Genomic DNA, 14,623 nt, shown 5'->3' on the forward strand with positions numbered 1-14,623 from the left:
TTATTTATTGAGTTGTTTAAGGAAATCTGCGATAATGGTACGATCATTAAAATCAGATCGTACACCATTTATCTCCTGATAGGTTTCATGACCTTTTCCTGCTATTAGGATAATGTCATTTTTATCGGCGATTTTTGCAGCGGCTTTAATTGCTTGCCTGCGATCTATAATGGTGATAGTTTTTTTATAATCTTGCGGCTGTACTCCAGCCTCCATATCATCCAAGATACTTTGAGGATCTTCTGTACGTGGATTATCACTTGTAAAAATCACTTGATCACTGAGTGCAGCAGCTATGTGCGCCATTTTAGGCCTCTTAGTTTTATCGCGATCACCACCACAACCGACTACAGTAATAACTTTTTCATTACGAGTACGGATAGCGTTAATAGTTTCTAATACATTTTTTAAAGCGTCCGGTGTATGCGCATAATCTACTATTGCAGTTACTCTATCTTCTACTGTTGTAAAATATTGAAACCTACCTGAAACACCTTCTAGTTGTGAAATCACTTCTAAAACTTCAGTGCTATCAAGACCTAGCTCTATAGCACAAGCATAGATCGCTAACACATTATAGGCGTTGAATTGTCCGATCATTTTAGACCAAACCTCTTGATCATTGATTTTCAATAACAAACCACCAAATTGATTCTCAATAATTTGCGCTCGATAGTCTGTAAAGGTTTTGAGTGCGTAGCCCAGCTTTTTTGCTCTTGTATTCTGAAGCATTATCGCGCCATTCTTGTCGTCCAGATTTGTTAATACAAAGGCTCTTTTGGGAAGCTCGTCAAAAAATCGCTTTTTAACATCTCTGTATTCTGCAAAACTGTTGTGGTAATCTAGATGGTCGTGAGAGAGGTTAGTAAAAATACCACCTGTAAACTCTAATCCGGCAACTCTTTCTTGGGCAATACCATGACTACTCACTTCCATAAAACAAAAATCAACACCTATAGCAACCATATCTGCCAGATGTTTATTGATAGTTAATGGATCTGGTGTTGTGTGTTTTGTTGACACCACTTTCTCATCAATCAATATCTCTACAGTAGAAATCAAACCTGTTTTAAAACCAGATCTTTTAAATAATTGATATAGTAAAGATGTGGTAGTTGTTTTGCCATTAGTTCCTGTAACACCTATTAACTTCAATTGTTTTGAAGGGTTTTGATAATAGTTAGATGCCATTAATGCAAGTGCATTATGTGCGTTTACTACCTGAACATAGGTTACTGATTCATCTTGATAATCTGGTAAATCTTCCAGAACTATAACTTTTGCACCTAATGCAACTGCTTTTTCTATATATTCATGTCCGTCTACAGCTGTACCCTTAAGAGCAACAAAAACATCACCATTTTGTATTGCTCTTGAGTCAAAATGAATGTCGTTAACATCAACATCTGTAGCACCTATAACTACATCTAGACTTACTTTATATAATATGTCTTTGAGATTCATCATAATAATATGAGTGTAACTTTATGTGTTGAAGAAATTTCTGTTCCAGCTTTTAAACTTTGAGCAGTTACTTTACCAGATCCTCTCAAAACAACTTTAGCTCCCAAATTCTCTACAATGGCAATTGCATCCATGGCTTCCATACCAATTAGATTAGGTATCTTTTTTGAACCAGATTCTGTTTGAGCGTGTGTTTTCTTTAAATAGTTATTGTTAGATTTTACTATTTGAGTAGGGACTGAGTTTTCAATTTCTACCTTATCAATTAATGGATTATTAGCATATATCTTCTGCGCTATTGTTTTGAAAACTGGACCTGCAACTATATTTCCATAATATCCTTTTTTTATATTAGGCCTATGTACCACAACTACACAGCTGTACTTAGGTTGATCTGCTGGGAAATAACCTGCAAAAGAAGCAATGTAATTTCCAGAAGATTTCCAATAGTCGACTTGACAGGTTCCTGTTTTACCAGCCATTGAAAAATTCTCGCTGTACAGATTATCTGCAGTTCCTCTTTTAACCACATTTTCCATCATCACCTTAACCTTATCAATGGTGTTTTGAGAACAGATTGCCGGATTAATAATTTCTCGATCAAATTTTTCAATAAGTCTTTCCTTTGATTTGACCTCTCTAATTAATCGTGGCTTTACCATTATACCGTTATTTGCAACAGCATTATAAAAGGTTAATGTCTGTAAAGGAGTTAAACTAACGCCATAACCGTATGACATCCATGGTAGAGAAAGACCACTCCACTGCTTATCATCAGGATGCGGTATAATAGGCCTTCCTTCTCCCTTTATAGGTAAATTAAGTTTTTCATTCAAATTCATACTATACAATCGATCTACATAATCATCTGGATTTGATTTGTAGTTATCATGAATCATCTGAACTAATGCCGTATTTGAAGAAACCTCAAATGCCCTTGCCACAGTAATCTTACCATAACCACCGTATTTAGAATCACGCACATTGCGACCATAGTAACTTACTTTTCCTCCTTTAGTATCAAAAACAGTACTAGTATCTACTACTTTATCCTCTAGAGCAGCAATAACACTCATTAATTTAAATGTTGAACCTGGCTCATGAGATTCCCACACTGCATAATTTCTTTTTTCAAAATACTTACCACTCTCACCTCTTCCTAAATTAGAAAGCGCTTTAATTTCTCCAGTAGCTACCTCCATAACCACTGCTGTACCGTGATCTGCCTCAAAATATTCTAATTGCTCTAATAAAGCATGATGAGCAACATCTTGCATATTTACATCTATAGTAGTGTAAACATCATATCCATCATTAGGGTCTATTTCATTTTCACTAATAATAGGTTTCCATTGGTTCTTACCTATTTTTTGCTCTAAACGCACACCATCACTACCTCTTAAATAATGAGCAAAAGCACCTTCAAGACCTACTGGCGCACTACCATTGCGATCGTACCCTACAATACGCTCTGCCATTTTACCAAGTGGATGCTCTCTGACGATTCTTTGCTCCACAATCAAACCGCCACGATATGGTCCTTTTTCAAATAAAGGAAACTCTCTTATCTCTTTATAATCGCTGTAATTAAGATTTTTGGCAATAAGCATGTAACGATTTTTGTTACTATGTGCTTTTCTTAATTTTTGGAGGTAATAACTTTTAGATTGATTAAATTTTTTCCCCAACGCCTCGGCTAACAAGGAAACATTATCACTAAAATCTGATTTTGAAGGTGCTAAAGCGTCAAAGCGTATATCATACTTACTTATGGAAGTAGCAAGTAACTGACCATTGGTATCATATAAATTACCTCGAATAGAAGGAATCGTATCGTTTCTAAAAACGCGCTGTTCTGCTTTTGCTCTATACGCATCTCCTTCAACAAATTGAATATTAACAATTTGCGCGACCACCAAAAGTGCAACAACAACAAACAGTGCACCTATGAGGTACATTTTGTTTAATATGCTTTTACTTGTCGTTGCCATCTTTATCTGCTACAATTATTATTTTTTGAGGCGGACTCTTTGCAGGAGCTATTCCTTTCTTTTCGATTTTTCTTGCAACAGTAGATTCCATTTGCAAAAACATCAACTTTGTTTCTAAATCTGTATGCTCACTTTGCAGCTCAGTTACTTGCTCTGTTAAAGCAGCCAGTTTATGCACTTTTCTCTCATAACTATGACCAGTATAGATCATAATAATCGCCAGCGATGCTGCAAAAAGTATAAAACGCCAGTTTTTAAATGCATCTTCATTTGTTAAAAAACTACCTTTTAATATGTCATATACCTTAGATGACATTATTCTCTTTCTATTTTTTCTGCGATACGCAATTTTGCACTTCTTGCTCTGTTATTTTCTTTGATCTCTTCTTTGGACGGTATGATCATTTTGCCAATTCTTTTAAATGGCACGCTAGATCTACCAAAAACATCTTTTTCTGGCTCACCTTCAAAAAGTCCGTTTCTCATAAATCTTTTCACGGGCCTATCCTCTAAAGAATGGTATGAAATCACACTCAATCTTCCACCTACTTTCAAAACTTCTTCAGACTGTTTTAAAAAATCATACAACACTTCCATCTCTTTGTTTACTTCAATACGTATCGCTTGAAACACTTGAGCCATTAATTTATGTTCGATACGCTCAGGAACAAGTGGTGCGCAAATTGCTTTTAAATCTGCAACAGTTATGATTTCAGATTCTTGACGTGCTCGTACAATTCTTTGAGCCAGTTTATTTGCAATACGCAACTCACCGTATGCTTTGAATATTCTTACTAGATCTTCTTCACTATATTGGTTGACCACGACTACAGCATCCAGATCTTGTTCTTGATTCATCCGCATATCTAACCTTGCATCAAATCGAGTAGAAAATCCTCGAGCTGCTTCATCAAATTGATGTGAACTAACACCTAGATCTGCTAGAATCCCATCCACCTCTTTTACACCATAAAGACGCAAAAAACGCTTCATGTAACCAAAATTTTGAGGAATTAACGTAAATCTATGGTCATCAATCGCGTTTGCTTGCGCATCGATATCTTGATCAAAAGCAAACAAACGTCCATCAGGACCTAATCTTGAAAGTATCTCTCGAGAATGACCACCACCACCAAAGGTTACGTCTACATAAACTCCAGAAGGATGAATTTTTAATCCATCAACAGTTTCATTTAAGAGAACTGGATTATGATAAGAGATCGGTTGTGTCATTTCCCATTACTTCTTCAGCGAGATCAGCAAAGTCATCTAACGAGTCGTCGATAGCCGCCTCATACTTTTCTTTATCCCAGATTTCTAATATATTCACCGCACTTGATACGGTAACTTCTTTTGTAATTCCTGCAACGGTAATAAGGTCTTTAGGAATAAGCAGTCGCCCACTGGCGTCTACCTCAACAGTTTTGACTCCAGCAGTGAAACGACGTATAAAATCGTTGTGCTTTCTATTAAACCGGTTTAAACCGTTCAATTTCTCCATCATCTTATTCCACTCACTCATAGGATACAACTCTAAACAGGGCTGAAAAACAGCGCGCTTAATCACAAAACCTTCTTGCACAACAGGAGTCAGCTGCTTTTTTAAAGCTACTGGCATCATGAATCGCCCTTTGGCGTCGGTTTTACACTCGTATGTTCCTATAAAATTGATCACTGCAAATAGCTTTTTTACGCTACTGAATCAAAAATACAGAAATAAATACCACTTTTTACCACAATTTACCACATTGTTAATAAATGTGTACTATTCTGAATAACTACCCTAGTTATTAACAATCGTAAATCGCTTATAAAGTCATTGATTACTAAAGTAGTTACGCTTTCGCGAAAGCGAGAAAAAAAGTGGGAGAAAACTTAATCATCTAGTTGAGAGATAAAAAAATCATCTCAAAATCGATATTTATGCTTGCATCAAAACGACTATATTTGCGGCTTAGAATTTCTTTATGGCGCACGACCTTATCAAAGACGGTAAATTTGAATATTACACAGTAGGAGATGGAACACCTGTCATTATACTTCACGGTTTAATGGGCGGCTTAAGTAATTTTCAAGGTGTGATAGATTATTTCCCACCTAAAGGTTATCAAATCATTGTTCCTACCTTACCACTATATACGACACCATTGATAAAGACCAGTGTTGGTACTTTTGCAAAACACATCAATACCTTTATCGATCATATGGGATGGGAAAAAGTTATTCTATTAGGAAATTCTTTGGGAGGTCATATAGGTCTGGTAACTACAAAATTGTTTCCTGAAAAAATAAAAGCATTGGTCATTACAGGTAGCTCTGGGCTTTATGAAAGCGCTATGGGAGCGAGTTATCCCAAAAAAGGTGATTATGACTACATCAAAGAAAAAAGTCAAGATGTATTTTATGATCCTGCTGTAGCAACAAAAGAAATAGTCGATGAAGTTTTTGCTACTGTAAATGACCGTGCAAAGCTTCTCAAAACTTTGGCTATTGCAAAAAGTGCGATTAGACATAACATGGCCAAGGATCTTCCTAAAATGACAACACCTACTTGCATTATCTGGGGAAAACAAGACAGTGTAACACCACCTAATGTAGCTGTAGAGTTTCATGAAAAGCTACCAGATAGTGATCTTTTCTGGATTGATAAATGTGGACATGCTGCCATGATGGAACATCCAGATGAATTCAATGAAATATTGAATGGCTGGCTTCAAAAACGCGGACTATAAAACGGACTGATTAGAGCTGCTTCAAAACAGAACTGTGATAACACAAAGCTTCTATCCGTAGACTAAACAGTATCTTTGCCTTATGAAAATTACTAGTGCAGAATTTATAATGTCTAACCAAGATGTTAAGAAATGTCCTAATTCTGGTATTCCAGAATATGCATTTATAGGTAGATCTAATGTAGGTAAGTCCTCTTTAATCAACATGCTTACAAATAAAAAAAGTCTGGCCAAAACTTCTGGAAGACCTGGGAAAACTCAATTGATCAATCATTTTTTGATTAATAAGTCTTGGCATCTTGTGGATCTACCTGGTTATGGATATGCGAGAGTCTCAAAGTCGAGTAAAGCAAAATTTCAAACTTTTATCACTAAATATTTTGAACAACGCAAACAACTTATCTCTGCATTTGTTTTAGTTGACGTAAGGCACGAACCGCAACCTATTGATGTAGAGTTTATGGAATGGATGGGCGAGAGTGGTATTCCTTTTAGTATTGTTTTTACAAAAGCAGACAAACTAAAGCCAAATGCTCTGGAACGCAACGTAGAAGTTTACACTAATAAAATGCTAGAAGGTGCTTGGGAAGAAATGCCTCCTTATTTTATTACTAGTGCTTCAAACTATACAGGTAAAGAAGAGCTGCTAGGGTATATCAATGAGATAAACTTATCGCTGTAGCTTCTTCACTATACAGATTAAAGACTATACAGATTTAAAACACTGGCCTATCATTAACCGTGTTTCTACGTATTTCTCTTAGAATTTCTTCTATGCCATTTACCTTCATGTCATAAACACTAGTCATGTAATTTCCCAACTTACCATTGGGAAACCCTTGCCGTCTGAACCACACGTAATAGGACTCTGGCAGCTCACTAAGAAATCTTCCTTTATGAGCACCAAATGGCATTTTATACCATGCCATTTCAATTAATTGTTTATGATCAAAAAGTGGTTCTTCCATTTTACATGTTCAAATTTCAGAAAGGTTTTGAGGATATGACTAATCAAAAACATTACTTATTATGGTGTGGGATGAATAACCTCTATCTAAATGAGAACCCTACTGACGCTAATAGTAAAGACTATTCTTTTTCCTTAAGATTAAGCTTCTCTGCAAAATAATCACAAAAATCAATCATAGTATCGCGCATCTTATCGTCATTAGTCGCGCGGTGATATGTGCCTGCCATAGAAACTAATGTCTGATGGAAGAAAACACGCATTTCATCAACTGGCATATCTTTGGTCCACAAATCAATTCTAAAGGACTCTTTCTCCTTGCTGTCCCACATAGAAACCATCATTGCTTTTGCATCTGCAGCATCTACACCACCGTCTGGCGCACTCCATCTTATGTGTTCTGGAACACGATTTTCATCTAGTTCGATTCCTATTTTTATCGTGGATCTTATTTTTTTATCTGACATTACTGTAATGGTTTGTATTTAGAACGTTTAAAAATATCTTCTGCATTCAATTGAATCATTGTTTCTAGATCCACTTGATTATTTTTCATAAAAGTTTCTACAATTCTGTATCCTATATAACGACCTACTCCACCAGGAGTTTGTTGATCTACTTCCAGGTAGAATTTAGAAAAAGGGGCTGGCAATACAAATCTGGAAAGCAGACTTGAATCAGTATCGTACAACAACTCATTATCAATGAAATAACGCCACATTTGCGATTCATTTTCTACTGTAAAATCATACTTCTCTTGCGAATAATTAAATATGTACGATCCAGCTGATTGCGGCGAGAACAAAGATTGTAAATAATGAAGTTTACCATGATATATCATATTTCCTATGAGGCTGCGATCCATAGTAGGTTCTACAAATAGACCTGCATAAGCAAGAGCAGCATCTGCTGGAAGTTGTTCGATATTTAAGTTTTCTCTTTGGTATTTGTTAATTCCAGAGTACAATTCATGTTCTTTTCCTAAATAGGTATCAATAGCAACAATCAATTGATTAGAAGTAGGAATCACTTTCTGACGATAGTTTACATCAGAAATAACTGTCACGATAGGCGTAGATTGAAATTCAGGAAAATAATAGGTCACATGACGCATCACATCTTCTAGTTGCGATTTTATTTTATCATAGTCAAAATTTGCCTTTTCAACAGCTTTTTCTAAAACCGTATGAATGGTATCTTTACCCTGAATTTTTGCAATCCAAACAGAATCTGAAACTCTTACTGGAAAAAACAAAGGGAATTCATTTTTTAATTCTTGTAAATCACTTGCATTTGCATCAGCAAAATCTTTGTGAAAAGTGATTAAGTCAACATCTAAGGGTATGTTTGCGATCTCTTCTTCGACTTTATTAGTAGAGGTACATGATAATAACGCTTTCGCGAAAGCGAGAACAATAAAAGTTTTATATAAATTGATCTTCATACCCTTATAACTAGCTATAATTTTATTTATTTTTAAACAAGCAAAAATACGATTATGAAAGTAGAAAAAGTAACAGATCACATAGTAAAATGGCTGAAAGATTATGCCATAAATGCTGGAGTAAAAGGATATGTAGTAGGTGTAAGCGGTGGTATTGACAGCGCTGTAACCTCAACACTTTGCGCCATGACAGGACTCGATGTACTATGTGTGGAAATGCCTATCCACCAGCATGAAGATCACGTTACTAGAGCTCAAGAACACATTGAACACCTTAAGGAGCACTATAAAAACGTAAGCGATGTAAGAAGTGACCTAACTCCTGTTTTTGATGTTTTTAAATCTAATATGCCGCAAGTAGAAAGCAATGATCAAGTAGCATTGACTTTAGGCAATACTAGAGCTAGATTAAGAATGACAACTCTTTATTATCACGGTGGCATTCATGGGTTGTTAGTCGCCGGAACTGGAAATAAGGTGGAGGATTTTGGTATTGGTTTTTATACTAAATATGGTGATGGTGGTGTAGATGTTAGTCCTATTGCTGATTTATTGAAAAGTGAAGTTTATGCTGTAGGTAAACATTTAAATGTACCAAAAAGGATCATGACCGCAGCTCCTAGCGATGGATTATATGGGGCAGAAAAAACCGACGAAGATCAAATAGGTGCTAGTTATGACGAGCTGGAATGGGCTATGAGTCAGATAGATAAAAGCGATTCTGTTGATTCTTTTAACGAAAGACAGAGAGAAGTTTTAAACATTTACTTAGCATTTAATAGGAGAAATCAACATAAAATGAACCCTATTCCTATATGTATTATACCAGATTCATTAATCAATAATTAGTCTCTAACCTCTTGTAATGTACGGCAATACGCACAGTTTTTTATACTGTAATAGATACATTAATTCTATATTTGTTGGACCAACAAAGAGAAAATGGATATTTTATTAGCAGATCATCACCCTATTTTTAGAAAAGGACTAAAGTGTATGATGCAGGATCATGAAGAATTCCATTTCAAAGGAAAAATTGAGGATGGTGCTTTTTTAATTCCTAACATTTCAAAATTTAATCCAGATATTTTAATTCTAGAGGTTGATTTACCTAATTCTAATGGTATCGGATCGCTTAGAGAAATAAGATCTAATTTCCCTGATTTAAAAGTCCTAGTAATAAGTTGTCATCCAGAAGAGATTTATGCTATAAGTTCTGTAAAAGCAGGTGCAAATGGATATATAGCAAAAACTCGTACTGTAAAGGAAATTAAAACTGCTTTAATTAGCATATCTAAAGGTGAGACATTCTTATCAGATAATATTAAAAAGCAACTAGATGATAAACAAAATGGAAACATTTTGAAGTTCAAAAAATTATCTACTCGTGAGATAGAAGTACTTAATTTATTATCAAGAGGTAAGCGAAATAAAGAGATTGCACAACACCTGAGCATCAATGAGAAAACAGTGAGTACTTATAAAACAAGGTTGCTCAAAAAATTGAATGCAGATAACATAGCTGATTTAATACATCAATCCAGATTACTACAAATTACGAATTAAAGAGAAATCTACTTAAACCGTCAGAAGGTACTACCGTTCTATTTTTATTATCAATTTTTGTTCGTAATAAATTGTAATCCATCACTTGCTTCAATGCCTCAGCATTATCTACTTCTGGATTATTCTTTGCTATAATTCTATTAATATTTTCAACTAAATCATATATCAAATATTGCCTTAAGTGAAGTAATACCTGGCTAGTATATTCAGAAACAGTTTGATCTTTAAGCTTAGGAAAGATCTGATTACGTTCCCAATCGTGCAGCTGATATTTATCATCAGACATGGTGATATCTGCTATAACATTAGCATACTCACCTTCAAATGCAGACAGTATAAGTTGGACATCTAACTTTTGCTCTAAAAGTAGAACATCAATAATTTTTGCATAGATATTTTGAAAATCTGGGTTGGTAAATTTTATTTCATCAGCTTGTAAATCCATATAAATTTTTTCATAAACACGATGTTCTTCCTTTTTAGTTATGTAATCTACATCCTCACCACTTCCGTCTTGTATGTATTCCTCTTCAAAAATTTCATCTTTTCCACCATACAATAATAAAATAGCAATTATGGAGCGTTCCAAAAGTGCCCTACGGTCTACCTTGACAGATGCAACCGCGTTTTCAACTTTAGACATAGGCTCCTTTGCCTTCTCTCTTATCTCTTTCTTTTTCTGTTCTTGAAAACCTGCGTTGCGCATTTGTGCTAGAGTAGAAAACAAAACATCTTCACCTATATCTAGAATAGCAGCGCTTTCCCTAACATAAATTTCTCTAGAAATATCATCAGGAATCTTTGAGATACTGCTTACAATATCGCGTATCATACCTGCCTTTTTAATTGGGTCACCTGCAGCCTCTTCCTTAAGTAAATTAGATTTAAAAGAAATAAAATCCTGAGCATTATCCGTTAGAAACTCAATAATTTCTGATTGTGTATGGGATTTTGCATAAGAATCTGGGTCTTCCCCATCAGGAAAAGTACAAACACGCACATTCATACCAGCCTCTAGAATGAGATCGGTTCCTCTTATGGCAGCGCGCATTCCTGCGGCATCACCGTCATATAGGACAGTTATATTTTTAGTAAGACGTTGTATCAATCTTATTTGCTGACTTGTAAGTGCTGTCCCAGAACTAGAAACTACATTTTTGACACCTGCTTGATGCAATTGTATAACATCTGTATATCCTTCTACTAGATAACAAAGATCTTCTTTTGCAATAGACTGCTTTGCTTCAAAAATTCCGTAAAGAACTTTAGACTTATCATAAATTTCACTTTGTGGAGAGTTTAAGTACTTAGCTGCTTTCTTCTCGTTAGTAAGAATTCTACCTCCAAAACCTAATACTCTGCCAGAAAGACTGCGTATCGGGAACATTACTCGACCTTTAAAACGGTCAAACTTCTTTTCCTCTTTAACTATTGAAACACCAGTTTTATCTAGAAACTCTAATTGATAACCAGCTTTTATAGCCGCATCGGTAAATGCGCTCCACTGATCTGGATTGTATCCTAATTGAAAATACTCAATAGTTTCATCGCTAAAACCACGTTCTTTAAAATAGCTATATCCAATAGCTTTACCTTCTTCTGTTTTTAATTGACTTTGAAACCACTCTGCTGCAAATTTAGATACAAGAAACATGGACTCTTTTGCATCCTGTTCTTGTTTTTGCTCATCTGTTTGTTGAGTTTCCTCTACTTCAATTCCATACTTTTTAGCCAGCCATTTAATCGCTTCTGGAAAGGTAAAGTGCTCATGTTCCATGATAAAAGTAACAGCATTACCTCCTTTACCACTACTGAAGTCTTTCCAAATTTGCTTCACAGGAGACACCATAAAACTAGGTGAACGCTCTTCTGTAAATGGACTTAAACCTTTATAGTTAGATCCAGATTTTTTTAACTGCACAAAATCGCCTATCACTTCCTCTACACGGGCAGCGTCAAATACAGCATCTACAGTTGTTCTTGAAATCATGTTAAAAATTCAGAACAGTAAAATTAGGATATTCTTTGACAAAAAACATAATTCTAACTATCAATAAAAATATCATTGATGATATTTTTATTGATTTGTACCAAAAAGGGTTTCATAAGTTTGTAAATCCTTGAAACCCCTTTTAAAAGTGAATAAACTATTTAGTAAACAATGACTTTTCTAACGATTTGTTTTTTATCTGAAATTAGTCTTACAAAGTAAACACCATCCAAACTTCCGTTAAAATTAATTTTTAATTCCTCAGATTGAATTAGCAGTTTATCCTGAACAAGTCTCCCAGTAAGGTCAAAAACCTCTATTTTTGAAATACTTAGGTCTCGATTTGAATTAATGATAACATCTCTCATCAAACTATCATATGACAAAACAACTTCATTCAACAAATCCACCTGTGGGATACTTAATGTAGCAGGATCTACAATTTGGAATTGTTGATTTGGGTTAGTAGGAGCTACATCAAAGGTTTGTACTTGAGCACCAGAGGCACCATTTTCAATATCAAAGGCTTTAATCGGCACATTCATACTTCCAAAATTACAAGTCGTAAATGCAATTTCAAAAACAAACGTATCCATCACAGCAGCAGCAGAAATTTTGAATTCTACATTTAAATCTGAATTTGCAAAACCTGCTCTTACATCACCAAACTGACCGCACCACCCATCATTGATCCCCAATGTAGTATTTGAACCTTGATTCACAATTTTATAAATATCACCTCCTTGATGAGTAAAACTCCATAATTGAAAATCATCATTAGGAGTAAACGCTGCCATTTCAGCTTCATATGGCGCAGAAGTTTCTGTAGTTAGAACTTCTGAATGAACAGTATTAAAAATGGCGTAGGTTCCGTCTTGTATTATTTGACCATATGAAAGGATGGAAAAGCAAAATACAAGTGCAAATAAATAGCATCTTTTTAAGTAATTTTTATTCATAATTTAATTATTTAAAGGATTAATATATTAACGATTGAATTGCGTGAGAAGGAATAGTGATACGAACTTCTTCATCGTCCACTAATAAATTATAACTTATCTCATTATCAGTTTTGTTCATAACCACAGTTACTAGACTTCCATCTACATTTTTAAATGAGGTGCTTTCTAGGTCGCTTCTACTAGAGGTTGTGCTCACTCTCAGTGCATCAGGATGGATAAACTTAGAAAAATGACCTATATAATAATATGAAGGAGTATAGATTAATTCATCATTTTGAGTATCTGCATGAATAGGTGCAAAACAAAAGTTCTGCACGTGATTTGGACCTCCATTTTCATTTAACAAAATATTCCAATCTGTCCAGCCTACAGTGCCACTATTAAAATCGTTGATCATGGAATTACCATAACGTTCTGCATTAGACCATCTATAATATTGTTGAGGATCAAACTTTTCTTGACATCCTTCAGTAAATAAGAGATTCATATCTGGATATGACTCATTAATGTTTTTTAGATTGTCATATTTAGGATCTCCACCAGTCCAAGTTTCATACCAATGAAATCCAATTCCCCATGCATATTTGGCTGCTTCAGGATCATCAAAAATTGTATTTGCTCTATGCGAAATTAAGTCTCGATTATGATCCCACACTACTATATTTTTATCCGCTAGGCCCTTTTTTTCAAATGTTGGCCCTAAATAGTTTTTTAAAAAATCACGTTCCTCAGAAGCTGTATAAATACAAGATTCCCATCGTTGTGTAGCCATTGGTTCATTTTGAATAGTAACACCCCAAACTGGAATACCTTCGGCTTCATAAGCCTTTACAAATTTCACGAAATAGTCTGCCCAAGTTTGATAATATTCAGGAAGTAATTTCCCTCCTTTTAACATGTTGTTATTAGTTTTCATGAATGCAGGTGGACTCCATGGACTTGCATAAAAAACCAGATCTTCTTTGATGAGGGAAGAGGCTCTCTTTATCATTGGAATTCTTTTTAACCTATCTTTTTCAATTGAAAATGTTTTCAATTCTTTATCACCTTCCTCAATATAAGTATGACTACCTAAACCAAAATCACTACTATGAATACTCGTCCTAATGATGTTGTAATTGATTCCTTCATCAGAATAGTAAGCATTTAATAATTCTTTCTGCTTATCATCACTTAACTGATAAAAAACCTCAGCAGACGCATCTGTAATGGCTCCTCCTATACCGAGAAACTTTTGAAAAGTTTTATTAGGATTGACAAATATTGCAATTTCTGTTTCAAGCGGCTGACCGGCTTTATCAAAACTTTGAATAGCGTCCTTATGTAACCTTTTATTAGAATTCTCGGCAGTTGTAAAAACCGTTACCTGGCGATTCTGAAAAGAGGTAACATTAGAATTCTTCTGTGGTTCCAGTTCCTCTTGCTCTTTTACTTGCTGCTTGCAACAGGAGAAAAAGACAACTAACAAAAATAAAATCATATATTTTTTATACATTTTCAAGTAAAT

At 34.9% G+C, this 14,623-nt stretch carries 15 protein-coding genes; 4 read left to right on the forward strand and 11 right to left on the reverse strand.

Features of this window, described 5'->3' with window-relative positions; genetic code table 11:
• From ACTF54_RS00725 to mraZ, 5 genes are read right to left on the reverse strand one after another with little or no spacing between them, the layout of a single operon-like run.
• Complete coding sequence (locus ACTF54_RS00725; protein WP_347196671.1) at window positions 1–1,467, reverse strand: UDP-N-acetylmuramoyl-L-alanyl-D-glutamate--2,6-diaminopimelate ligase; 1,467 nt, start codon at window positions 1,465–1,467, stop codon at window positions 1–3.
• The gene (locus ACTF54_RS00730; protein ID WP_438968507.1) at window positions 1,464–3,422 is read right to left on the reverse strand and encodes a penicillin-binding protein; all 1,959 of its coding nucleotides are present in this window, start codon (window positions 3,420–3,422) and stop codon (window positions 1,464–1,466) included. Before ACTF54_RS00730 ends, ACTF54_RS00725 begins: the two co-directional genes overlap by 4 nt.
• A gap of 16 nt (window positions 3,423–3,438) precedes the next feature.
• Window positions 3,439–3,771 carry an FtsL-like putative cell division protein gene (locus ACTF54_RS00735; RefSeq protein WP_347196673.1) on the reverse strand — a complete coding sequence of 111 codons (333 nt, stop codon included), beginning with the start codon at window positions 3,769–3,771 and terminating at the stop codon, window positions 3,439–3,441.
• Window positions 3,771–4,688 (reverse strand): 16S rRNA (cytosine(1402)-N(4))-methyltransferase RsmH, encoded by a 918-nt coding sequence (gene rsmH, locus ACTF54_RS00740; RefSeq protein ID WP_347196674.1) that lies wholly within the window; start codon window positions 4,686–4,688, stop codon window positions 3,771–3,773. Before rsmH ends, ACTF54_RS00735 begins: the two co-directional genes overlap by 1 nt.
• A complete protein-coding gene (gene mraZ / locus ACTF54_RS00745) occupies window positions 4,663–5,130 on the reverse strand; it encodes a division/cell wall cluster transcriptional repressor MraZ (RefSeq protein ID WP_438968508.1) in 468 nt (155 codons plus the stop codon). The genes rsmH and mraZ overlap by 26 nt, the downstream gene beginning before the upstream one ends.
• A gap of 292 nt (window positions 5,131–5,422) precedes the next feature.
• On the opposite strand from mraZ, the gene ACTF54_RS00750 reads away from it, so the two are divergent.
• Window positions 5,423–6,187, forward strand: a complete 765-nt coding sequence (locus tag ACTF54_RS00750) for an alpha/beta fold hydrolase (protein ID WP_347196676.1) — start codon at window positions 5,423–5,425, stop codon at window positions 6,185–6,187.
• A gap of 82 nt (window positions 6,188–6,269) precedes the next feature.
• A complete protein-coding gene (yihA, locus tag ACTF54_RS00755) occupies window positions 6,270–6,869 on the forward strand; it encodes a ribosome biogenesis GTP-binding protein YihA/YsxC (RefSeq protein WP_347196677.1) in 600 nt (199 codons plus the stop codon).
• A 34-nt stretch (window positions 6,870–6,903) separates the two neighbouring features.
• On the opposite strand, the gene ACTF54_RS00760 is transcribed toward yihA, so the two are convergent.
• From ACTF54_RS00760 to gldB, 3 genes are all read right to left on the reverse strand, one after another.
• A complete protein-coding gene (locus ACTF54_RS00760; RefSeq protein WP_347196678.1) occupies window positions 6,904–7,155 on the reverse strand; it encodes a DUF3820 family protein in 252 nt (83 codons plus the stop codon).
• Window positions 7,156–7,276: 121 nt separating this feature from the next.
• Window positions 7,277–7,621, reverse strand: coding sequence for a gliding motility protein GldC (gene gldC / locus ACTF54_RS00765; RefSeq protein WP_438968509.1), 345 nt, complete (start codon window positions 7,619–7,621; stop codon window positions 7,277–7,279).
• Window positions 7,621–8,598, reverse strand: a complete 978-nt coding sequence (gene gldB, locus ACTF54_RS00770; RefSeq protein WP_438968510.1) for a gliding motility lipoprotein GldB — start codon at window positions 8,596–8,598, stop codon at window positions 7,621–7,623. Before gldB ends, gldC begins: the two co-directional genes overlap by 1 nt.
• Before the next feature lie 54 nt (window positions 8,599–8,652).
• Between gldB and nadE the strand changes: the two genes are divergently transcribed.
• Both nadE and ACTF54_RS00780 read left to right on the forward strand, forming a co-directional pair.
• On the forward strand, window positions 8,653–9,447 hold the full coding sequence (nadE, locus tag ACTF54_RS00775; RefSeq protein ID WP_347196681.1) for an NAD(+) synthase: 795 nt from the start codon (window positions 8,653–8,655) through the stop codon (window positions 9,445–9,447).
• A gap of 93 nt (window positions 9,448–9,540) precedes the next feature.
• Complete coding sequence (locus ACTF54_RS00780) at window positions 9,541–10,164, forward strand: response regulator transcription factor (protein ID WP_347196682.1); 624 nt, start codon at window positions 9,541–9,543, stop codon at window positions 10,162–10,164.
• Here ACTF54_RS00780 and dnaG read toward each other — a convergent pair.
• From dnaG to ACTF54_RS00795, 3 genes are all read right to left on the reverse strand, one after another.
• The gene (gene dnaG, locus ACTF54_RS00785) at window positions 10,154–12,154 is read right to left on the reverse strand and encodes a DNA primase (RefSeq protein ID WP_347196683.1); all 2,001 of its coding nucleotides are present in this window, start codon (window positions 12,152–12,154) and stop codon (window positions 10,154–10,156) included. The two genes, ACTF54_RS00780 and dnaG, sit on opposite strands and share 11 nt — an antisense overlap.
• 161 nt (window positions 12,155–12,315) lie before the next feature.
• Window positions 12,316–13,113, reverse strand: a complete 798-nt coding sequence (locus ACTF54_RS00790) for a T9SS type A sorting domain-containing protein (protein WP_438968511.1) — start codon at window positions 13,111–13,113, stop codon at window positions 12,316–12,318.
• A 19-nt stretch (window positions 13,114–13,132) separates the two neighbouring features.
• Window positions 13,133–14,611, reverse strand: a complete 1,479-nt coding sequence (locus ACTF54_RS00795; protein WP_438968512.1) for a glycoside hydrolase family 30 protein — start codon at window positions 14,609–14,611, stop codon at window positions 13,133–13,135.
• Between the last annotated feature and the right edge of the window lie 12 nt (window positions 14,612–14,623).

The organism is Nonlabens sp., assembly GCF_965657255.1.
Lineage (GTDB): Bacteria > Bacteroidota > Bacteroidia > Flavobacteriales > Flavobacteriaceae > Nonlabens.